At 69.5% G+C, this 21,035-nt stretch carries 18 protein-coding genes; 8 read left to right on the top strand and 10 right to left on the bottom strand.

Translation table 11 applies throughout. The annotated features are described in order from the left end of the window. Positions 1-4: 4 nt before the first annotated feature. From QSK05_RS27910 to QSK05_RS27900, 3 genes are read right to left on the bottom strand one after another with little or no spacing between them, the layout of a single operon-like run. On the bottom strand, positions 5-1,246 hold the full coding sequence (locus QSK05_RS27910) for an FAD-dependent monooxygenase (protein ID WP_352302889.1): 1,242 nt from the start codon (positions 1,244-1,246) through the stop codon (positions 5-7). Further along, entirely contained in the window at positions 1,243-2,808 is a 1,566-nt protein-coding gene (locus tag QSK05_RS27905) for a class I adenylate-forming enzyme family protein (RefSeq protein WP_352302850.1), read from the bottom strand. The genes QSK05_RS27910 and QSK05_RS27905 overlap by 4 nt, the downstream gene beginning before the upstream one ends. Then, positions 2,805-3,350, bottom strand: coding sequence for an SRPBCC family protein (locus tag QSK05_RS27900; RefSeq protein ID WP_285600329.1), 546 nt, complete (start codon positions 3,348-3,350; stop codon positions 2,805-2,807). Before QSK05_RS27900 ends, QSK05_RS27905 begins: the two co-directional genes overlap by 4 nt. A gap of 146 nt (positions 3,351-3,496) precedes the next feature. Here QSK05_RS27900 and QSK05_RS27895 point away from each other — a divergent pair, with 146 nt between their 5' ends. Next, on the top strand, positions 3,497-4,510 hold the full coding sequence (locus QSK05_RS27895; RefSeq protein WP_285600328.1) for an NADPH:quinone reductase: 1,014 nt from the start codon (positions 3,497-3,499) through the stop codon (positions 4,508-4,510). On the opposite strand, the gene QSK05_RS27890 is transcribed toward QSK05_RS27895, so the two are convergent. Both QSK05_RS27890 and QSK05_RS27885 read right to left on the bottom strand, forming a co-directional pair. Continuing rightward, positions 4,427-5,983 (bottom strand): MFS transporter, encoded by a 1,557-nt coding sequence (locus tag QSK05_RS27890; RefSeq protein WP_285600327.1) that lies wholly within the window; start codon positions 5,981-5,983, stop codon positions 4,427-4,429. The genes QSK05_RS27895 and QSK05_RS27890 overlap by 84 nt on opposite strands. 31 nt (positions 5,984-6,014) lie before the next feature. Then, entirely contained in the window at positions 6,015-6,797 is a 783-nt protein-coding gene (locus QSK05_RS27885) for an alpha/beta fold hydrolase (RefSeq protein WP_285600326.1), read from the bottom strand. 225 nt (positions 6,798-7,022) lie between these two features. On the opposite strand from QSK05_RS27885, the gene QSK05_RS27880 reads away from it, so the two are divergent. Beyond that, complete coding sequence (locus QSK05_RS27880) at positions 7,023-7,976, top strand: isopenicillin N synthase family dioxygenase (RefSeq protein WP_285600325.1); 954 nt, start codon at positions 7,023-7,025, stop codon at positions 7,974-7,976. A gap of 79 nt (positions 7,977-8,055) precedes the next feature. Here the strand turns inward: QSK05_RS27880 and QSK05_RS27875 are convergent, their stop codons facing one another. The 3 genes from QSK05_RS27875 to QSK05_RS27865 form a co-directional block, all read right to left on the bottom strand. After that, a complete protein-coding gene (locus QSK05_RS27875; protein WP_285600324.1) occupies positions 8,056-8,922 on the bottom strand; it encodes an NAD(P)H-binding protein in 867 nt (288 codons plus the stop codon). Further along, on the bottom strand, positions 8,919-10,142 hold the full coding sequence (locus QSK05_RS27870; RefSeq protein WP_285600323.1) for an acyltransferase family protein: 1,224 nt from the start codon (positions 10,140-10,142) through the stop codon (positions 8,919-8,921). The genes QSK05_RS27875 and QSK05_RS27870 overlap by 4 nt, the downstream gene beginning before the upstream one ends. Before the next feature lie 86 nt (positions 10,143-10,228). Continuing rightward, positions 10,229-10,621: a VOC family protein gene (locus tag QSK05_RS27865; RefSeq protein WP_285600322.1), complete on the bottom strand. Its 393-nt coding sequence runs from the start codon at positions 10,619-10,621 to the stop codon at positions 10,229-10,231. Positions 10,622-10,726: 105 nt separating this feature from the next. Between QSK05_RS27865 and QSK05_RS27860 the strand changes: the two genes are divergently transcribed. From QSK05_RS27860 to QSK05_RS27850, 3 genes are read left to right on the top strand one after another with little or no spacing between them, the layout of a single operon-like run. Next, a complete protein-coding gene (locus QSK05_RS27860) occupies positions 10,727-12,103 on the top strand; it encodes an FAD-binding oxidoreductase (RefSeq protein WP_285600321.1) in 1,377 nt (458 codons plus the stop codon). Then, positions 12,100-14,097, top strand: a complete 1,998-nt coding sequence (locus QSK05_RS27855) for an FAD/NAD(P)-binding protein (RefSeq protein WP_285600320.1) — start codon at positions 12,100-12,102, stop codon at positions 14,095-14,097. The genes QSK05_RS27860 and QSK05_RS27855 overlap by 4 nt, the downstream gene beginning before the upstream one ends. Continuing rightward, on the top strand, positions 14,094-15,491 hold the full coding sequence (locus QSK05_RS27850) for a nitrosuccinate lyase (RefSeq protein ID WP_285600319.1): 1,398 nt from the start codon (positions 14,094-14,096) through the stop codon (positions 15,489-15,491). The genes QSK05_RS27855 and QSK05_RS27850 overlap by 4 nt, the downstream gene beginning before the upstream one ends. Before the next feature lie 259 nt (positions 15,492-15,750). Here the strand turns inward: QSK05_RS27850 and QSK05_RS27845 are convergent, their stop codons facing one another. Next, the gene (locus QSK05_RS27845; RefSeq protein ID WP_285600318.1) at positions 15,751-16,170 is read right to left on the bottom strand and encodes a hypothetical protein; all 420 of its coding nucleotides are present in this window, start codon (positions 16,168-16,170) and stop codon (positions 15,751-15,753) included. Between the two features lie 212 nt (positions 16,171-16,382). Between QSK05_RS27845 and QSK05_RS27840 the strand changes: the two genes are divergently transcribed. Both QSK05_RS27840 and QSK05_RS27835 read left to right on the top strand, forming a co-directional pair. Beyond that, on the top strand, positions 16,383-16,955 hold the full coding sequence (locus QSK05_RS27840) for an RNA polymerase sigma factor (RefSeq protein ID WP_285600317.1): 573 nt from the start codon (positions 16,383-16,385) through the stop codon (positions 16,953-16,955). Continuing rightward, positions 16,952-17,794 (top strand): hypothetical protein, encoded by an 843-nt coding sequence (locus tag QSK05_RS27835; protein WP_285600316.1) that lies wholly within the window; start codon positions 16,952-16,954, stop codon positions 17,792-17,794. Before QSK05_RS27840 ends, QSK05_RS27835 begins: the two co-directional genes overlap by 4 nt. A 168-nt stretch (positions 17,795-17,962) precedes the next feature. On the opposite strand, the gene QSK05_RS27830 is transcribed toward QSK05_RS27835, so the two are convergent. Further along, positions 17,963-19,510 carry a GAF domain-containing protein gene (locus tag QSK05_RS27830; RefSeq protein WP_285600315.1) on the bottom strand — a complete coding sequence of 516 codons (1,548 nt, stop codon included), beginning with the start codon at positions 19,508-19,510 and terminating at the stop codon, positions 17,963-17,965. A gap of 299 nt (positions 19,511-19,809) precedes the next feature. On the opposite strand from QSK05_RS27830, the gene QSK05_RS27825 reads away from it, so the two are divergent. Continuing rightward, on the top strand, positions 19,810-20,913 hold the full coding sequence (locus QSK05_RS27825; protein ID WP_285600314.1) for a DICT sensory domain-containing protein: 1,104 nt from the start codon (positions 19,810-19,812) through the stop codon (positions 20,911-20,913). Positions 20,914-21,035: the final 122 nt, after the last annotated feature.

The raw sequence follows: 21,035 nt of genomic DNA, 5'->3' as shown, positions 1-21,035 counted from the left end.
TCGATTAGGCGCCTGTCCCGACCAGGAACTCCGGGACAGCCGGTACCTCCTGGTCGAACTCGGTGGTTCCGTGCATCCAGGCCACACCGTCGTGAAGTTCCTGTACGGACATCCTTGCCAGCAGGTCGTTGCGGGCCGTGGCCGCCTCGCCGGCCGCATGCCACAGCTCGGTACTGCGACGGGCGGCCCGAGTGATGGCTGCGGTGCGGCGCTTTCTGCCCTCGGCATACCGTCGCAGCGCGGTCCGTAAGGGTTCCGGGCCGGGGTCTGGCCCCAGGCGTGCCAGATGATCGCTGAGCACCACCACGTCCTCCAGTGCCTGGCATGCGCCCTGGGCGGCGTAGTGCAGCATCGGATGGGCCGCATCACCCAGCAAAGCCACCTGGCCGTCGCACCAGGTCGCCTGCGGGTCCCGGTCGACCAGCACCCAGGAGCGCCAGTCCCGGCCCAGTTCCAGCAGTTCCCGGGCCTGCGGGGCGAACTCCGCGAAGATCGAGGTGACTCGGGAAGCCTCCACGGGGACCCCGGAGACGGCGGTGCTGGCGCCGTCTTGATGGCTGGGCGCCAGGTTCAGGTAGTCGCCGCCGGCGATCGGGTAGTGAACGAAATGCCGCCCGGGACCGGCCCACCAGGTCACGGCGCTGTTCCACAACCGGTCGGGGACCTCGTCGCGCGGTACGATCGAGCGGTACACGGTGATGCCCGAGACCAAGGGCTCTCCGTCGTCGAGCAGCTGGCGGCGTACCGTCGAGCGCACGCCGTCGGCGCCGATCACCACATCGCCCTCCACGTCACCGCCGTCGGCCAGCTGGACCCGCACCTGGGCCCGCCGGTCCTGCTCGTGCCGGTAGCCGGTGACCGGGCACCCCGCGCGCAGGGTGATCAGCCGGTTCTGCCGGCAGCGCTGCAGCAGGGCGGTGTGCAGCTCACCGCGGTGCACCACGAGATAGGGCTGCCCGAAACGTTCTTGGTATTGCCCGGTGAGGGGCATCCGGGCCACGGCTGCTCCGCTCAGGCCGTCCATGAAACGCAGTTCCTCGATCCGCACCGCACGCCGGCGCACCAGGTCGCCGACCCCCAGACGATCCAGGGCGTGCAGACCGTTGGGCGCGATCTGGATCCCGGCGCCCAGTTCGCTGAACTCCGGGCTGCGTTCCAGGACGGTGATCCGGTGGCCGAGGGCGGCGACGCCGATCGCCGTGGCCAGCCCGCCGATGCCGCCGCCGACCACGACGACGTGCATCAGGAGTGCTCCTGGCCGAGGCTGCGCGCCAGTTCCAGGCGCTTGATCTTGGTGGTGGCGGTCTGCGGCAGCTGTTCGAGGCGCAGGTGCACCGGCTCGGCCATCGGGGGTAGGTTCGCCGTCACTGCCCGCCAGGCCTCCGGGTCCAGCCGGCGGTCGTCCACCGTGCAGACCACCGGCACCGCCCGCCCGTCCCGGCCGGGCACGATCACCACTTCCTCGAGGTCGTCCAGGCCGGCGAAGAGCACGTCCTCGGCGGCCAGGGTGCTGCCGAAGCCGGGGATCACGTCGACCTCGCGGTCCAGCAGGTAGATACGGCCCGAGCGGGTGCGGTAGCCCAGATCGCCCATCCGCCACCAGCCGCCGTCCAGCTGCCCGGCGTACCGTTCGTCCTCTCCCAAGTACGTGAGAACCCGCCCGTCGGTGCGAACCTCGATGTACCCGGGGTTGTCCGCCGAAACTGCCTGCCCGTCCCGCGAGACCACCCGCGCGCTGGTCATGCCCGGGAAGGTGCGCCCCACGCACCGCCCGCCCTTGGCCGAGAGCCGGCGCCGACGGGTGAAGGCGCGGGCCACCACGGGACCCACCTCGCTCTGGCCGTAGAGCTGGCCGAACACCGGGAACCGGTGCCCGGACGCGTGGAGCAGGCGGTGCACGGTGCGGGGATGGATGGCATCGAACGTGCTGCTGAAATATTTCACCGACGCCAGCGGGCGGCGCGGGTCCGCGGCGAGCCGTTCCCACTTCACGAACGTGTTGGGGTGCGCCTCCAGCACCCCAGGCCGGATCCGGGCGAAGATCTCTGCCACGTGCTCCGGTTCGTCCTCACGCAGGACCACGATCGGGAATCCGCGCAGGGCGGCGATGGCCACCGCTGTGACCAGACGGGAGTGCACGAAGGACACGTGCATGGCGACGGGTCGGCGCTTGCGCACCAGGGAGGCGACCGCGGCCTGCGGCCGGTACCGTGCCTCGAACGTACGGCTGGTGTGGACCGCCAGTTTCGGCAGGCCGGTCGTCCCGGAGGTGTGCGTCACCAGGGCCGGGTGGTCGGGGGAGGTGGCCACCGGCTCCACCCGCGGTGCATGACGTAGTGAGCGCAGGTCCACCGCACCCGGGTGCCGGCCTGAGGTCAGCAGGATCTGGCGGGTCAGCCGGCCCACCGTCTCCGGCAGTTCCTGCTCCAGCTTGACCTGGTCGGTGCACAGGTAGGCGTTCTCGATCCGGGCCAGTAGTTGAGATACCACGTCACCGGGCAGCTTCGGGGACAGCAGCACCGGCACCGCGCCGATCCGGTTGGCCGCGAAGGCGATCAGCGGGATGTCGAAGCAGTCGTTCTTGTAGACCACGATCCGCTCGCCCGGGCGTACGCCGGCGGCCCACAGGCGGGAGGCGATGTCGGCCACCAGGTCGGCGACCTCGGTGATGGTGAGCCGACGGCCCAGTTCCGGGGCGACATCGAGATCATGGTCCAGCACCAGGATGTTGGCCGGGTGCCGCCGCGCGGCCCGGTCGAACAAGGTGCCCAGGCCGATGCCTGCGTTGCCCACGCGCTGGAGGATCATCTGCCCGCCGCCTCGACCACGGCCTTGATCCGACGCACCGTCGCGGCCATGTCCTGCTCGATCTTGACCCCCCACTCGCGGAAGAACCGGTCACGGCCGTCCTGGTCGAGGTCGGCCACGATGCCACGGATGCCCTCGGTCGCCTCACCCATCCGGAACTGGTGCCGCAGAATCGTTTTCGGGCCGTTCTCCAGCAGCTCGTAGGTCCAGATGCTGTCCTGGGCCTGACCGGACCGGGTGCGCATGGCCCAGGAGAACAAGGACGGTGCGTCGGCGGCCACCACCTCAGCCTCGGTAGACCATTCGCCACGCACGACCGGTGCCCACGCGACCACGTCGGGACTGCGCTCGTTGTGACCCCGGAATACCGATCCGGTGGTGGCCGGTGCGCCCTCGATCCACTCGCCGCCGCGGCATTCGGTACTCCATTCCCCCGAGCGCGGCAGGTCGGTGACGACGGCGTAGACGATCTCGCGGAGCGCGGCGATCTCGATCTCGGCGGAAGCCTCGAACAAATGCTTGTCGGTCGTTGTTTTCGCCATACCAGGATCATTGACGCTGATTTTTCACGTTGCTAACTTCGGGCATCTAGTCTGTCAGGTTCGTTCCGGTAGGCCCCCTTCCGCGGGTATCCGGGCTCCTTCTCCGTAGTTCCCGAAGTCAACATGGGGGATCCATGCGCGCGGCCATGATCGACACGACCGGTTCGGCGGACGGCATCATTTATCGCGAAACAGTTAACCCGGTGGTCATTCCCGGAACAGTTCGGGTCCAGGTCCTGGCCAGCGCGGTGAACAACGTGGACACGTTCGTCCGGTCGGGCCGGTTCCGTACGAAGCTTCCCATGCCCTTCGTCGTGGGCCGGGACCTGGTGGGGACGGTGGTGGAAATCGGCGACGGGGTATCTCGTTTCAGGCACGGTCAGATGGTGTGGAGCAACAGCCTGGGGCATGACGGGCGACAGGGGGCGGCCGCGGAAGAGGCTCTGGTGCCCGCCGACCGGCTCTACCCGGCTCCTCCCGGCGTGGCCCCGCAGGACCTGGTGGCGTCGGTGCATCCGGGTGTCACGTCGTGGCTGGCGCTCCACCGATGGGCGCGAATTCGTTCTGGGGAAACTGTTCTCGTGCACGGAGGCGGTGGCAACGTGGGTGCGGCGGCGATCGTGATCGCTCGTGATGCCGGGGCCACGGTCATCTCGACGTCCTCGGCTGCCGATCTCGGATACTGCCGCTCGCTGGGCGCTTCGGTGGCTCTGGACTACCGCGATCCGGACGGGGCGGGCTACCTGATGGGTACCTGGGCCGGCCGGGTGGACGTGGTGATCGACACCTCCGGGCAGAACGACCTACCCACATCCGTGGCGCTTCTCGCGCGCCGCGGCCGGATCGTGCTGCTGGCCGGGGCGGGCGCCCTGCCCGTTCTGCCGGTCGGTCAGCTCTACATGAACGACGCCAGCGTGATCGGTTTCGTCATCTCCCACGCTACCGTCGACGAATTATCCGACGGGGCGAGGGAGATCAGTCGTCTTCTGGCCGCCGGAACGCTGCGGCCGCGGAGCGTGGAACTGCGTCCACTGAGCTCCGCGGCGCAGGTGCACCGGAGTCTGGAGGCCGGTGAACTAGGTGGCCGCCGTGTCGTTCTGGTTCCGCAGACGAGCCCTCTGATCGAGCGCCTCGACGGTGGTCGGCCGCTCACCACCTGAGACGCTGTCGTGCTCGTGCGGCTGCGCCGGGGTATCGTCCGGCGCAGCAGTGGTGTCGCCGGCGGGGAGGTCGGTACGGAAGTTCAGGGCGATCGCCGCCGTCAGGAGGACTCCGGCCACGATGATCAGGATGCTGGTCCTCATTCCCTCGGTGAGGTCCTGCGCCGACACCGCGTCGGTGGCCTCGGTGACGCCACTGATCCGGTTGGCGATGCCCACCAGCACGGCCAGACCCACGGCCGAGCCGATCTGCTGGCCCGTCGACACGATCCCCGATCCGATTCCCTGATCCTGCCAGGGCAGTCCCACGGCGGCGGCAGCGAACATGGTGGCGAAGACCACGCCCTGGCAGATGCTGAGAACCAGCAGGCCGGGAAGGATCTCGAGGTAAGACGCCTCGGGCGACATGAAGACGACCATACCGACGATGCCGGCCGCGCCGACCAGCAGCGCGGTCGTGATGGTCGGCCGGATCCCGAACCGGCTGGCCAGCCGTCCGCCGGCGATCGACCCGCAGAACCCGGCGATCATCGGCGGTACCAGGGCCAGTCCGGTGCGCAGGGCGCTGTAGCCGTGCACGCTCTGGAAGTACTCGGTGAGGAAATACAGAAGGGTGCCGAAAGTCGCCATGAACAGGAAGGTCACGCTCACGCCGGTGCCCAGGTTGCGGTTGTGGAACAGCCGGAAGGGCAGCAGCGGCTCGGGGCTGCGCTGCTCGATCACGGTGAACGCCACCAGCAGCAGCACCCCGGCCACGAGCGAGCCGAGCACCACCGGTGATGTCCAGCCGGACACCGGTCCCTGCACCAGGGTGACGATCACCAGCGTCACCCCGGCGGTCGCGGTGAGGGCGCCGGGGGCGTCGAAGGTGCGCCGCCGCTCCTGAGGGGTGTCGGGGTCGATCAGCCCGAAGGCCGCGATCAGGGCCCCGGCGGCCAACGGTACGTTCACGGAGAACACCGCCGACCAGCCGAACCACTCCACCAGCAGGCCACCCAGCAGGGAACCCACGACCATGCCGCTGGCCCCGGTGGCGGCCCAGACCGACAGGGCCAGGTTGCGTTCGCGCCCTTCGGCGAAGGTACCGAAGATCAGCGCCAGCGTGGCCGGGAACAGTAGTGCCCCGCCCACCCCCTGCAGTGCCCGGCCCGCGAGCAGCAGCCACGGCTCGAAGGCCACGGCGCCGATCAGGGAGGAGACCGCATAGGTGGCCAGGCCGGCGACGAACATCCGGCGCTTGCCCAGCAGGTCGCTGGCCCGCCCGCCGAGCAGCAGGAAGCCGCCGAAGGCGACCGCGTAGGCGCTGATCACCCATTGCAGGGTGGCCGGGGAGAAGTCCAGGTCCGAGCCGATGCGCGGAAGCGCCACGTACACGATGTTGTAGTCGATCGAGATGATCAGCTGCGCGAACGCCAGCAGCCCGAGCACCGGGCCGATCCGTCGCGTGGTCGAGCCGGCCGAAGTGTCGGTCATCGTCGCCCCCTTCGAGTGCGTGCGGTTGAGGTCAGGCGGCCTGGATGAAATCCCGGATCGCCGCGACGAACGCGTCGGGCTGCTCCAGCGGCACCACGTGCCCGCTCGCGACCTCCTGGTACTGGCTGCCCGGGATGGCCGCGTGCAACCGTCCGGAGGCCGCGACCGGCACCGTGGCGTCGTCGGCCAGGCCCACCACCAGCGTCTGCGCCCGGACCTGGGGCAGGAGTTCGCGGACGTCGAGCGTCTGGCACAGGTCGATCTGGCGGATCAGGTTGGGGGTGGGCTTGAGGTTGGGCACGATCGCCTCGACCTGCTCGCGCCCGATGGTGTTGAGGAACCCGTGGCTGAACCCGGTGAAGGTGGAGTATCGGCCGAAGGCATCGTCATCCAGGTCGGCCAGGCGGCGCCATACCCGGAACATGTTGCGCTGGTACTCGTCGGCCGAGGCCAGGTCCCATCCGGCCACCAGCACCAGACGGCGCACCACCTCGGGGCGGCGTGCGGCCACGGCCACGGCCACCGGCGAACCGAGCGAGAACCCGGCCAGGTCGACCTGATCGGCGCCGAGGTCGTCGATCACGGCCAGCACCTGCTCGGCCAGCCGTTCGACGGTCAGCGGGGCGCCGTCGTCGATGACCGGCTCAGTTCCCGAGAGGTCGGGCACCACCACGGTGTTGCCGGCGAATCGCTCCAGCAGGTGGCCGAACTGGATCTCGGCGTTGGGTCCGGTGCCGTGCACCAGCACCAGTACCGGGCCCTCACCGGTGACCCGGTACGGAATCTTGGCGCTGCCGACGGAGATGGTGGGCATGGAAGTCCCCCTGAAGGGTTGGGTTGCCTCGCGGACCGGGTGCGACCGGACGCGGACGAAGGTGCCGGATGGTCATTGGCGACCCTGTCACGGCCCGCCCTCACCCGGAATGGGACCGTCGTGACTAGGACTGACGATCCTGCCCTAGGCCCTCACGGACGGCGAGCATGCCGCGTAAGACTGGGGCCGTCCGAAGCTGCGCCGTCACGAGGAGGACGCACGGCGATGAGCATTCCCCAGGTAGATCTGCAGCCCTGGTTCCACGGTTCCGCCCGCGACCGGAGCGCCGTCGCGAGCCAGGTCGACCGGGCCCTGCAGGAGTCAGGCTTCCTGCTGGTCTCCGGGCACGGTGTGGACCCGGAGCTGCCGCGTGCCACGCGTGCCGCGGCCCGGCGGTTCTTCGCGCTTCCGAAGGCCCTCAAACAGTCCTACGAGACCACGGTCGGGGGCCGGGGCTGGCAACCGCCGGGAGTGGAGGCCAACGGCGCCTCCGAGGGCCTGAAGACGCCACCGGACCTGAAGGAGTCGTACTCCTCGGGTTCGGAAGGCTCCGGCCCGCACGATGCCGACCCGTTCTGGCACCCGCAGAACGTCTGGCCCGGTGAGGTCCCCGAGATACGAACCACGTTCAGTGCTTACACGGATGCCATGCGCCGACTGTCGGACGAGCTGCTGATGCTGTTCGCCGCCGCATTGGAGCTGGAGCCGGACCACTTCACCCGGCACACCCGCCGGCCCAAGTTCACCCTGAACGTCAACCGTTACCCTTCGCTGAACGAGACGGGGGCGCCGCAGGAGGGGCAGTTCCGGATCGGGCCGCACACCGATTTCGGAACCCTCACGGTGCTCGACCGCGAACCTGGCGTCGGCGGGCTGCAGGTCAGCGGCGATGACGGTGGCTGGGTGGACGCGCCCTACGAGGAAGGCGCCCTGACGGTCAATATCGGCGACATGATGGCGCGCTGGACCGGCGACCGGTGGCGTTCGGCCCGGCACCGGGTGCTGCCGCCGCACGCCAGCGCCCCTGACGAGGACCTGGTCTCGCTGGTGTACTTCTACGTCACCGACATGGAGGCGCGTATCGCCTCTCTGCCGGAACCGGTCGGGGTGCGTGGTTATCCCGAGGTCGGGGCGGTGGACTACCTGCGCGAGAAGCTGGCCTCCATCACGGTTTCCTGATTCGTGACCGTGATGCGCGAACGGGTGGACGCCCCGGTCCCGGACCGGGGCGTCCACCCGTCAGGGATCGGGTAACCGTTCAGGAAGGAGTGAAGTCGTCCCGGTGGTCGATCGCCCACCGCCCGAACGTCAGCGCCGGACGGCCGGTGATCGAGGCCACCAGATCGTTCACCGCGTAGGGAATCCCGTCCGTGGCAGCCCAGTAGGCCAGGGTGGCGTCGAGCACCCAGTCCGGCACGTGCTCACCCAGGGCCCGACGGGCATCCTGCGGCGTCACCTCCTCGAACCGCACCGGTCGGCCGATCGCCCGGCCGATCAGGTCGGCCTGCTCGCGCTGACTGACCGATTCAGGTCCGGTGATCGAGTAACTCGCGCCCCGGTGGGCCCGGTCCGCAGAGGTGAGCACGGTGGCGGCCACCGCGGCGATGTCCCGCTCGTGAATGGCGTCCGAATGTGAATCCGGGTAGGGGAATCGCACCACGCCGTCGGCCCGGATCATCGAGTCCCAGCCCCACAGAAGGACGTTCGAGGCGAAGTTGGCCGGCCGCAGGAACGTGTACTCCAGTCCGGCCGCGGTGACGGCGTCCTCGACCGTCTCGTGCATCGCGGCCAGCGGCGCCCGCTCCGGGATGCTCTGCACCTCCAGCGAGGTATGGGACGAGAGCAGCACCACATGTTCCACCCCGGCCGCGGCGGCGGCCTCGGCGACCGCCCCGGCACCGTCCGGAACCGCGTACAGAAAAATCGAACTGACGTCCTTGAGGGCGTCCGGCAGCGTCTCGGGGCGGGTCAGGTCGGCGGCCACCACCTCCACCCCCTCGGGGACCGACAGCCGCTGCGGGGTGCGGGCGCCGGCACGTACCTCCGCGCCGGCACCCACCAGTTCCCTGACCACGAGGGCCCCGACGCGGCCTCCGGCTCCGGTGACGAGAATCTTCCCGGTCATTGACGGGTCCTTTCCGTTGGACGGGATTCGTGCGGGCGGAGCACCTCACGGGCGTCGGCGGAGGCCTGCTGGGGGATCTTGCGACGGGAGGCCCATCGCCGGGTCGCCGGGCGCTCGAGGACGGCGTAGAGCACCGCGGACAGGGCCACCGTGGTGGCGGCCAGTCCGATGAGGACGAGAATGGCCTGGGGAACGGTGAACTCGCTGATCCGCGTGACGTCGCGGATGATCTCCAGGCCCTGGGTGATGACAATGAAGTGCAGCAGGTAGAACGCGAACGATCGATCTCCGAGCCAGACCGCGACCGGTGCGGAGAACCCGGTCCGGGTGCCGCGCACGTCCGCCGCGGCGGCCGCCGCGACCAGCAGCACGGCCGGCAGGGCACCCATCGAGCGCTGCGCGTACAGGTACGGCACGAACTGCGCCAGCCCGATGGCCGCGGCCATCACCAGCAGCGAGGGCAGCACCCCGATGTTGCGCCAGCGCCCGGCAAGCACCGCCCGGGCCACCAGGATGCCCAGCGCGAAGTCGGCCAGCCGCGAGATCGGGAGCACGTAGACCAGCCAGTACTGCAGTGACGAACTGTCCAGGCCCCCGGGCACGTTCGGGGTCTCGGACAAGAACGTGTAGGCCAGGAAAGGACTGGCGGCGATGAACGTCAGCACCCCGGCGATCCAGAACTTCAGGGCCGGCGCCGGGATCCGCCGGATCAGGCCCAGCAGCAGGGGGAAGGAGGCGTAGAAGAAGGCCTCGGCGCCCAGGGACCAGCCGGGTGGGTTGACGGCGAAGTAGGTGTCGAAGTCGGGCACCCACACCTGCAGCATGAACAGGTTCAGGGTGGCGCTCCAGGCCGGTGTGGTGGCTGCCGCGAACAGCAGCATGGCCAGGCCCCAGGCCACCGCGTAGTTGGGGTAGATCTTGACGAACCGGCGGCGCCAGAACGCGCCGGGGGTGTCCTGCCAGCGGGCTGACCAGGTCAGGACGAACCCGCTCAGCACGAAGAAGAACTCGACGCCGAAGGCGCCCAGATCTCGGGCTATCTCAGCGTACCGCGTCCCGGCCGGGCCGTAGCCCAGGACAGCGATGGTGGGGATGAGTAGCGAGGCGTGGTAGAGGAAAACCAGGACAGCGGCCGGAAAACGTAGACCGGTCAGGGAAGGCAGGCGTGGCTGCGCCGGCGTTGCGGTGAGTGCGTCGTCTCTTCGTGCGGTCTCGGGCATCTCGGGTCCCCCCTGGGCTGGGTGCATGACGACGGCAAGGGTTACCCGTGGGGATCGGCGCTCCAAGTATCGTGACCGGAATATGTCTACTCGGGTGTGGGCCAGCCTCCGTAGGGACGGGTGATGGCCTCCAGCGCATGCCCGTCGGGGTCGTCGAAGTACACGCCGCGACCGCCGTCGCGGCGGTTGATCCGTCCCTCGCCGCGGTGCTCGGGGCCGCCCCAATAGGTCAGCCCGCGCTCGTGCAGGCGTCGCAGCAGATCGTCGAATTCGATGTCCTCCAGCAGGAAGGCGTAGTGCTGGGAGGGCACGGGTCCGGTCACCGACAGGAAGTCCAGGGTGACGCCGTTGCCCAGGACCACGCCGGTGAACGGTGGATCCTCCACCGGTGCGGGCAGTCCCAGCAGGTCGGCCAGGAATCTGGCCGAACGACGCTGGTCGGCCGACCTGACGATGGTGTGGTTGAACTGTGCCGCCATCTTCGTCTCCCTGACGGGCCGGTGGGTGAGGTCGCGCGCGACCGAGTTGACAGATCATCGGCCGATCGCGTGCGTGCGAACCGGCCGGCAGACAAGAGTTTCCTGGTGAGCAGAAATGCGCAACCTGTCGATCGGCTGGCCGCGTCCCTGCCGGGCCGGGTCCGCGCCCCACGATTGCCCGAAGCGGGTTTCAACACCGGTGTGTCCTGCCGGCCGATGGCGGTGGTGGAGGTCGGGCAGTCGCAGGAGGTCGCCGCGGCCGTGCGTTTCGCCGCCGAACGGGACCTGGCGGTCGGGGTGCGGGCCACCGGGCACGGGTCGGTGCCGGTGGGCCCGGAGGCGATCCTGGTCGACACGGCGGCGATGGACGGGATCCAGATCGACGCTGATACCCGAACGGCGCGGATCGGGGCGGGCGTGCGTTCGGGTGATCTGGTCGCATCGGCCGCCGCGCTGGGGCTGGCCCCGCTCAACGGCGCCTCACCGTCGGTGGGCACGGTGGGGTACACGCTGGGCGGCGGGATCGGGCCGCTGGGCCGGGCCCACGGTTTCGCCGCCGACCACGTGCGGGAGCTGGAGCTGGTCACGGCCGAGGGAACGGTGCAACAGGTCACCGCCGATCGTGAACCCGACCTGTTCTGGGCGTGCCGCGGCGGCAAGGGAAACTTCGGCATCGTCACCGCGATGACGCTGGACCTGGTCGAGATCGAGGACTTCTACGGCGGCGGGCTGTGGTTCGCGGCCGCGGCGGGTGCCGAGGTGCTGTCCGCCTATGCGGACTGGACCGCGGGCGTACCCGACCGGATGACCTCGTCGCTGGCGTTGCTGCGCCTGCCCGACCTGCCGGCGCTGCCTCCGCCGGTGCGGGGGCAGTTCGTGGTCCACGTACGGATTGCCTTCGCCGGGCCGGCAGAGGAAGGCGAGCAGTTGGTCGAGCCGCTGCGCACGATCGCCCCGCGACTGATCGACTCGGTGGCGCCGATGCCGTATGCGCGGGTGGCGGAGATCCACGCCGATCCGGTCGAGCCCGGTCCGTACCGGGACAGTTCCGCCCTGCTGACAGAACTGGACGCGGGGGCGATCAAAACGCTCCTGGAGCGGGCCGGTCCGCAGGTGCAGGCGCCGGTGGACGTCGTGGAGATCCGGCATCTGGGAGGTGCTTTCGCGCGGACGCCGAAGGAGGGCAATGCGGTTGGCTACCGGCGGGCGGGGTTCACGCTGTTCGCTGTGGCCCGCGCGGAGGGCGAACAGCTCGCCCCGGCCAGGGAATTCCAGCGTGACCTGATCGAGGCGATGGCGCCCTGGCGCCTGGGTGGTCCCTGTCTCAGTTACCTGGGACCCGAGGAGACCGACCCCGCGGTGGTGCGCTCGGCCTGGGAGCCTGCCACCTACGAACGGCTTCGCCGGATCAAGACCGACGTCGACCCGGCCAACACGTTCCGGATCAACCACAACATCCCCCCGCTGGAGGCATCAGGATGAGGCCGTCGTCCGAACTGGAGATCTGCGTGGTCGGGGCCGGGCCACGCGGGCTGTCGGTGCTGGAACGTCTGTGCGCCAATGAGAAGTACCAGCCCTGTGGGGCTTCTCGGGTTCTGGTGCACCTGGTCGATCCCTGGGGGCCGGGAGCGGGGCAGGTGTGGCGGGCCGACCAGTCGGCGCACCTACTGATGAACACGGTGGCCTCTCAGATCACTCTCTACACCGATGCCAGCGTGAGCATCGACGGGCCGATCGTCCCCGGGCCGAGCCTGTACGAGTGGGCCGCCACCGTGCAGGACGGGGACTTCGCGGCGCAGGCGCGGCGTCTGGGGCCCGATGACTACCCGACTCGCGGTTTCTACGGCCGTTACCTGGACGCCTGCTTCCGCGCGGTGATCCAGGACGCGCCCGCACACGTAGAGGTGCGTGTGCACACCTCACGAGCCGTGGCGATGGCCGACGTGCACGGCGTACCCGGAGGGCCCCAGGGTGTGCGTCTGGAGGACGGCACCCGGCTGAACGGCCTGGATGCGGTGGTCCTGGCCCTGGGGCACGTGCCGGTCCGCCCGACGGTGCAGCAGGCACGTACCGCAAGCCTGGCCCGCATCCACTACTTGACCTACGTAACCCCCTCCAACCCGGCCGATGTCGACCTGGAACAGATCGCTGCGGGTGAACCGGTGCTGCTGCGCGGCCTGGGGCTGAACTTCTTCGACTACATGGCGCTCCTGACCTCCGGGCGCGGAGGGCGATTCGTGCCGGCCGGGGACGGCAACAGGCTGGAGTACCTGCCCTCGGGCCGGGAACCGGTCATCTACGCGTTCTCCCGGCGGGGTGTGCCTTACCACGCCCGCGGCCACAACGAGAAGGGCGCGCACGGACGCCACGAACCGCGACTGCTGACCGCTGCCGCCATGCAGGCCGCCCGCCGCCGGGAGGAACGCGACGGCCTGCGCTTCGGCGAGCAGATCTGGCCGCTGATCCGCCGGGAGATCGAGAGCATCTACTACGAGATGCTCCTGCGGCGCTCCGGCCGCCCGGACGAGGCCGCGGCGCTCACCGCCCGCTACCTGGTGGCGGCGCCCGGCACGGAGGCACAGCTGCTGGAGGAGTTCGGGGTGGACCCGGACCGGCGCTGGGACTGGGGCGCCGTGATCAGCCCGCTGCGCGGGCGTTCCTTCAGCGATCAGGCCGAGTACCGGGCCTGGCTGCTGGAACACCTGGAGAAAGACGTGCAGGAGGCCCGTCAGGGCAACCTGAGCAGCCCGCTGAAGGCTGCCCTCGACGCGCTGCGCGACCTGCGCAACGAGATACGCCTGGTGGTGGACCACGGTGGCCTGGACGGCAATTCGCATCGGGACGATCTGGAGGGCTGGTACACGCCGCTGAACGCCTTCCTGTCGATCGGGCCGCCCGCCGAGCGGATCGAGCAACTGATGGCCCTGATCCGGGCCGGGGTGGTGGACCTGCTGGGAGCGGGTGTGCAGGTGCGCATCGATGCCCACCTGCACCAGTTCTGCGCCTCTTCCACGAGCATCCCCGGGCTGCAGGTGCGTTCGCGGGCACTGATCGAGGCCCGGCTGCACGAGCCCGACCTGTACCGCACGGAGGACCCGCTGCTCCGGCACCTGCTGAACACCGATCAGTGCCGCCCCTACGGCATCCGCAGCCGGGAGGGGCAGCCCTACATCACCGGCGGCCTGGCTGTCACCACGCGTCCTTATCACCTGGTGGACGGGGCCGGTCACGCCCATCCGCGCCGGTTCGCCTACGGGATCCCCACCGAGTCGGTGCACTGGGCCACGGCCGCCGGCGTGCGCCCGGGCGTCAACTCGGTCACCCTGGCCGACTCCGACGCCATCGCCCGGGCCGTTCTGCAGTTGCCGCCCGTGGCGCATGTGCCGGTCGAGATCCGGCCGCTGGCAGACGGTCTGGGTCACGACCGGCCCATGTCGGCGGCCGGGACGCCGGAGCCCGCCGGGGTGATCGTGTGAGCCAGGACGCCGGGATCGACTCCGGACTGCTGTCACCGGTGCGGGCGGGAACCCCGGCCGAGGCAGCGGTGGCCGACCAGGCCTGGGTGCAGGCCATGCTGGACGCCGAGAGCGCCCTGACCCGCGCCCAGGCCCGCACCGGCACGGTGCCCGGGCCGATCGCCCGCACGATCACCGAGACCGCGCGGCAGGGCCTGCCCGACGTGCGTGCGCTGGCCCTGGCCTCCCGCGAGACCGCCAACCCGGTGGTCGCCCTGATCAGCCAGTTCCGGGCGGCGGTGGCAGCCCGCGACGAGGCGGCCGCCGCGTACGTGCACCGGGGCTCCACCAGCCAGGACATCTTCGACACGGCCGCCATGCTGGTGGCCACCCGGGCCCTGCGCATCGTGCACGCCGATCTGCTGCTCACCGCCGGGACCCTGGCCGGGCTGGCCCGGACACACCGGGACACCGCCATGCCCGGTCGCACCCTGGCGCTGCAGGCGGTTCCCACCACGTTCGGTCTGAAGGCGGCCGGGTGGCGGCACCTCGTGCTGGAGGCCGCCGACCGGGTACAGGCCCTGCTGGATCCGCCGCTGCCGGTGTCGCTGGGTGGCGCCGCGGGCACCCTGGCCGGGTACCTGGAGTACGCGCGCCTGGAGGGTGGCGACCCCGGCGGGGAGTACGCGCGCGTTCTGGTCGAGGCGTTCGCGGAGGAGACCGGACTGCGTCCGGCCCTCCTGCCCTGGCACGCCCTGCGCGTTCCGATCGCCGATCTGGCTTCGGCGCTGGCATTCACCGCCGGAGCGCTGGGCAAGATCGCGGTGGACGTGTTGTCGCTGGCCCGCACCGAAGTGGGTGAGGTGAGCGAACCCGGGCGTCCCGGACGGGGAGCGTCCTCGGCCATGCCGCACAAGCGCAACCCGGTCCTGGCCACCCTGATCCGCAGCGCTGCCCTGCAGGTCCCCGCCCTGGCCGGTGCCCTCACCCAGTGTCTGGTGTCGGAGGACGAGCGTTCGGGCGGCGTGTGGCACGCTGAGTGGTCGCTGTTGCGTGAGTGCCTGCGGCTGACCGGCGGGGCGGCCCACACCGCGGCTGAACTGGTGCAAGGGCTCCGGGTGCACGAGAGCCGGATGGCCGCGAACCTGGACCTCACGGCGGCCCAGATCACCTCCGAACGCCTGGGGGTGGTGCTGGCGCCGGTGCTGGGGCCTTCGGAGGCCCGGAGTTTGCTCACCCGGGCCTGTAACGAGGCCGACGAGGCCGGCGGGGGCAGGACACTGCCCGAGGTACTGGCGGAAGTGCCCGAGATCGCGGCGCGTTTCAGCGTGCAGGAGTTGGAAGGGCTGTGCCGCCCGGACCAGTACACCGGTCTGGCGGGCGCGCTCGTGGACGAGGCGCTGAAGAGTCGGTAGCCGAGGGCGGTACGGTCGGCTCGGGCCTGACCGGGTAGGGCGCCGGGGTCGCTGTGGGATCAGGGACGACCACCGGCGCCCTTCGTTTCCGGTTCCGCACCGGCCGACGTCGGGCGAGCGTCGGCACGAGCGTTCAGGGCGTGTTTCGCCAGCGCAGGGCAGGTTTTCGTGGTGAGTGGACACCGCTCGGTACTGGTGCGCCTGCATCACCGTGGACGCCACCGAAACCTTCCACGGCCACCCCGGCCCCTCCCCGACGTCAGCTCGCAGCGACGTTCCGGGTGTCGACGGCGAGAGTGTATTTCTTGCCCTTGACCTTGACCCGGGAGAGCACGATCGTGTCACCCTTCGAGAAGTGCTTCATCGGGACAACCTTCGTCCCCCCGGATTTCGTGACGTAGCAGCCGAACAGCTTTCCCCTCACCGGGAAGCCGGTGGCCAGCCCGGAACTGTCGTTCGTGTACCGCACCACCTTCGCCTTCTTGCCCTTGCGGACCACCCGGAGGTACTCGCCGCCGGCGACCGCCCCGGGGGACCAGCGCTTGCAGGCCTTCTGGGCCTCGGACACGGTGCTCTGTCGCACCTGGCCGTCGGCCTGCGCGGTGGGAGTGCCCAGGCCGACAGCAGCCACCGCAACGATGCCTGCGACGAGCGAACGGACGGGGAACCTGGCGGTCATGGTGATCTCCTGAACGGTGCCGGTGGCGGTCGATCGGGCTCGCCCCGGATCGGGCGAGGTTTCCTGCAGCCAAGGATTCGACGATCTTGCGACGACTCTGAAGTGTGCTGGCACCTGCCGGAGGGCCGCTGCTTCCCGGCGCGGGCAGGACGGCCCGAAAATTGAGGGCAAATACTGCGACACACGTGTGCGAACGGGGACAGGTACTGGGTATGAACTCCACCATTGCGTCGTCGCGGGAGCGGGAACAGCGCTTCCGCGAGATGTACGACGCGTCGTACATCGATCTGCTGCGGTTCGTCCGCCGACGCGTTCATCCCACCCACGCCGAGGACGTGGTCGGTGAGGTCATGCTCGTTGCCTGGCGCCGCCTGGACGATGTCCCCGCCGACCTCGTGGGTTCGCGCGCCTGGCTCTTCGGCGTGGCCCGCAACATCCTCCAGAACACGCGACGCCGCGAGGACCGGCATGATGCGGTCGCGGTCCGGCTCGCCGACGGCCTTCACCGTCCCGCCGATGCCGGCGAGCTTCCTGACCTGGTGGCCCACCGGGCCGATATCGCCGCAGCCTGGCCGCGGCTGAGTGCGCTGCATCAGGAGGCTATCGCCTTGTCGGTGCTGGACGGGCTGACCGCGCCCGAGGCGGCCGTCGTGCTCGGTATCTCCTCCACGGCTTTTCGCCTGCGGTTGTCCCGTGCCCGGCGCACCCTGCGGCGCCATGTCGAGTCCACCACCGCCGATGTCCGCCTGTCCGGCGGCCTTGCTTCCGACAGGAGCCCCCGATGAACAAGCGCGCCGTCGCCGCCATGACCACCGCCGCTGTACGTGCCCTCGACCCTGCCGGGCCTGCCGTTCTGAGCGATGCCGAGGACGAACGCGCCGACGCGACGTTGGCCCGGATCCTGGCCACTCCCAGCCAGGATTCGGTCCCGGGGACGTCCGATCGGCCGCGTCAGCCGCGTCTGCTCCGCGGTCGAGTGCTGGTGCCGGTGGGCCTGGGCGGTGCCGTGGTCGCTGCTCTGCTGTTGAGCGGCGGTTCTGCTTTTGCGTCGTGGACGCCGAAGCCCGAGTTGCTGACCGGCGCTGCCGCGACCGAGGCCGTCACCGCGTGCCGCGCCGCCTTCGGGGCGTCTGATCGGGCAGAACCGGTCGTGATCGCGGAGCGACGTGGTGAATGGACCATTGTGCTCATCGACGGCCCCCGGATCAGCGCGTCCTGTTTGATGTCCGAGAAGTTCCTCAAGCAAGAGGACCACGCGGACCCCTCGGCGGGGTTCATGGGAGGGTACGACCCGGACCCCGCCAAGGCCCCCTCCGTGGCGCGGGACCGCCTCGTCGAGACGGAATATGCGGGAGGCAGCTTCTCCATGCCGGGTCGCTGGCCTTTCACCACCGACGAGGTGTGGCTGGATGTGGTCCAGGGATACGTGGGGAGCGATGTCACCGGTGTCACCGTGCATCCCCCGGTAGGCCCTGACGTCGAGGCATCGGTCGTCAGTGGCCGGTACACCGCCTGGTGGCCCAGGGGCGTGCTCAAGGGCGACCATCCTGGAGGGGGCGGGGGGTCGAGCTACACCGTGACCCTGGCCGACGGCACCACGCAACCGATCACGGGTGGCATTTGATCAGCGGACGACGATTGACACACCACCCCGACCATCCGGCTGAACGAGACCGGAACCGGAACCGATCCCTCCACCCTGACCGTCCGCGACGCCGACGGAGTGGCTCTGGTCAGCATCGACCTGGCCGATCTGTCAGCCGGCCACCCGCAGACCGGGCGCCTGAGGGGTTCAGTCGAGGATGGCCCGGGTGACGCTCATCTGATCGCCGAGCACGCCCTGGATGAGCTGCTGGGTCTGGTTGATCTCGTCCACGGCGTGGTGGATGTCGGCCAGCGAGGCGGTCACGGCCTCGACGCGGCTCTGGATCGCGGTGACCCGGTCGCTGACATTGGTGGTGGCCTGCTCGGTCTGGCTGGACAGCTGCTTGACCTCCTCGGCGACGACGGCGAAGCCCTTGCCGGACTGGCCGGCGCGGGCGGCCTCGATGGTGGCGTTCAGGGCCAGCAGCTTGGTCTGCGCGGCGATGGTCTGGATGTCCTTGACCACCTTGTTGATCTCGGCACTGGCCTGGCCGAGTGCCGCCACCTGCGTGTTGGCCTCCTGGCTCAGTCGCCCGCCGCGCGAAGCCACGTCGGAGGCCGAGGTGACGTTGCGCTCGACCTCGCCGATCGACTCCATCAGCCGCGCTCCTGCCACCTTCAGCTGCTGCCGGGCCTGGAAGCGCTCCATGGCCTGACCGATCAGGAAAGCCGTGTTCCGCAGAGCCATCTCACGGCTCTTGGCCATGACCAGGGTGCGGGTGGCGAAGAAGTCGATGGTTCCGACGAGCTTGCCGTTGACCGTGATCGGCAGACAGACACCAGACTTCACCCCGGCCCGCTGCGCGGCGGGCCGGCGCACACAGTCGGTCAGCTCACCCAGGTCCTCGACGAAGACGAAGTCGTTGCGGGCCCAGGCCCGACCCGACAGGCCCACACCCTTGGCGAAGGACGCGGACAGGGTGACGTCACGGAACTCCGGGTTGACGTCGCCGGACTCCTTGGAGAAGCGCAGTACCTGCGCCTCTTCGTCCAGCCGCCAGAAGGAGCCGTACTGCCAGTCGAAGTCGCGGCGGATGATCTCCATCGCCACCCGCAGCGCGTCGTCCTCGCTGCCGGCCGACGTCAGTTCACGGATGACGGCGGAGACCGCATCCACGTCCTGGGCGGCCTTCTCCTGGCGGACGGTCTCGTGCAGGCGCTCCAGGGCGGAGGAGACGAGCACCCCGATGGCGCGCAGCACCGCCAAGCGGTCGGCCGAGAGGGTGAGGACCTCCGTGGTGAAGAAGTCCATGGTCCCGATGACCTCACCCTGCTCCAGGATGGGGAAGCAGATCCCGCTCCGTACACCGTTCTTGGTGGCGACGGGAGCCCGCACGCAGTCGACCATCGTGCCCAGGTCCTCGACGAAGACCAGGTCCCGCTGCCGCCAGGTTCGCCCGGAGAGGCCGACCCCCTCGGCGAAGGACGCCTGAAGTGTCACTGTCCGGAACTCCGGGCTCACGTCACCGCTGTCCATGCCGAAACGCAGCACCTCCGCGATGCGGTCCCGCTCCCAGTAGGAGCCGTAGGCCCACCCGAAGTGCTGACGCACGCTCTCCAGGGACGTCTTCACTGCCTCTTCGACGGTGGTGGCCCGACCGAGCTTCGTCACCACGTCGGTCACCGCGATCACGTCGGCGTGGGCCTCAGCCATGGCCTGCTCGGCAACCGGGTTGTGAGACGTCCTTCTGAACACGGATGACTCCAGGCGATTAGGGGGCCACCCTGGCAGGGGGCGCTGCCGGTTCCTACGGCGTGCTCAGACTCTTCGTGAGCAGAAAGACCGTTCCTCTATCGCTTTGAGTGACGATTCACTCGAACGGGTGCCAACTGTTCCGGGCTGTCCCTCGCGTGCGGTCATCACGGCGGCGACATCAGGCCGATTCGCTCGGATGAGGACGGGCGGACCATATAACCTGCAGCGCGTGCGTCTAGGGCCTGGGCCCATTCCTGTCTCCGCTCGCAGTCGGGCCGCACCTTCCCTACGCTCCAGTCGTGCCAAAGGCCCCGATGTATACTCAGTTTACGAAAAGTACGCTTGTCACTGTCTCGCACGCGATTGAGCAGGCGGCTCTGGCTCCCGGCGAGGACGGCCCGATGGTCGTGATGGCGCTGTTCCAGCGGATGCCCTATTTCGATCGGGAACGTTCGGTCTACGAACGCATTGCGCAGCGGGCCGCCGTCACGGTGGTCGGTATGGTCCTTGATGAGGTGCCCGAGCAGATCCCCGGTGTGCATACCGTGGGTCTACAGGAACAGGAACCCCTGGCCCGGGAGTGGAGCGTGGCCGTCCTGACGCCCCGCTTCGGCGCGGTGCTCGTGGCCCACGACCGTGAAGAGGTCGATCCGCGCGCCGCGACCATCGAAAGTGGTCGGCGGTTCGACGGCTGGTCGCGGTACCGGCGGGACGACTCCCTGCACGAGGTGCTCAGGCTACGAGCTGCGCTGGCGGATCGGCTTCCGGCGGTCGCGCAATCAGCTATCGACGATGTCGTGCAACGGGTTCGCCATTTCCCAGCTAGCCCCGGTGAGGTTCGCGCCGATGCCTCTGCCCGGCTGATGGTGGAACAGAACGAACGACACCGTGCCCACATTCATTCTCTTCGGCAAGAACTCGCGATGGCCGGCGCCGACCCGGCCGAGGCCGGACTGACCAGCGACCACGGCGTACGCAGGTGGTCAGGTGCGGACGGGGTAACCGCCTCCGGCGTGCTGCCGGTGGCGCTCTTCGGCGTGAGAGTCACTCGGTCGCCGTCGGCGACGGCCCATGTGGACCGGCGGGTCGAGGTCCGGGAGACCCAACAGGTCATCCGGGTGCTGACCGCGCTGCTGCGGGGCCAGGATCGAGCCACCCGGGTCGCCGACAACGAGTTCATCCTGGTCATGCCCGACATGCTTCAAGAGGACGCGCTGCGCATAGCCCACCGCATTGGCGCGGATTTCGCGACGGCCAGCGAACGCAACCCGTTCCTGTCGGCCACCGCAACAGTCGCCGTGGCCGAGACCCGGCGCAGGCCCCTCCCGGTTGATGAGATCCGTAAGGCGCTGACCTGGGCCGTGGCCGAAGGAGCGCCGGTCGTCACCCTGCAGACGGACTAGGGCCGAGGTCTTCCGAAGTACCCGATAGCCGTGCATGGGTGAGTGGTGCGACAGCGAAGCGGAGCGCGATCTGCAACCGCCTGCGTCCACCAAAAATGTTTCCTCTCTTTAATTTTGGACGC

It is taken from the genome of Kineosporia sp. NBRC 101731 (genome assembly GCF_030269305.1).
Classification (GTDB): Bacteria; Actinomycetota; Actinomycetes; order Actinomycetales; family Kineosporiaceae; genus Kineosporia.
The sequence above is the reverse complement of the archived record's forward strand: the minus strand, read 5'-3'. Positions and strand labels throughout refer to the sequence as shown.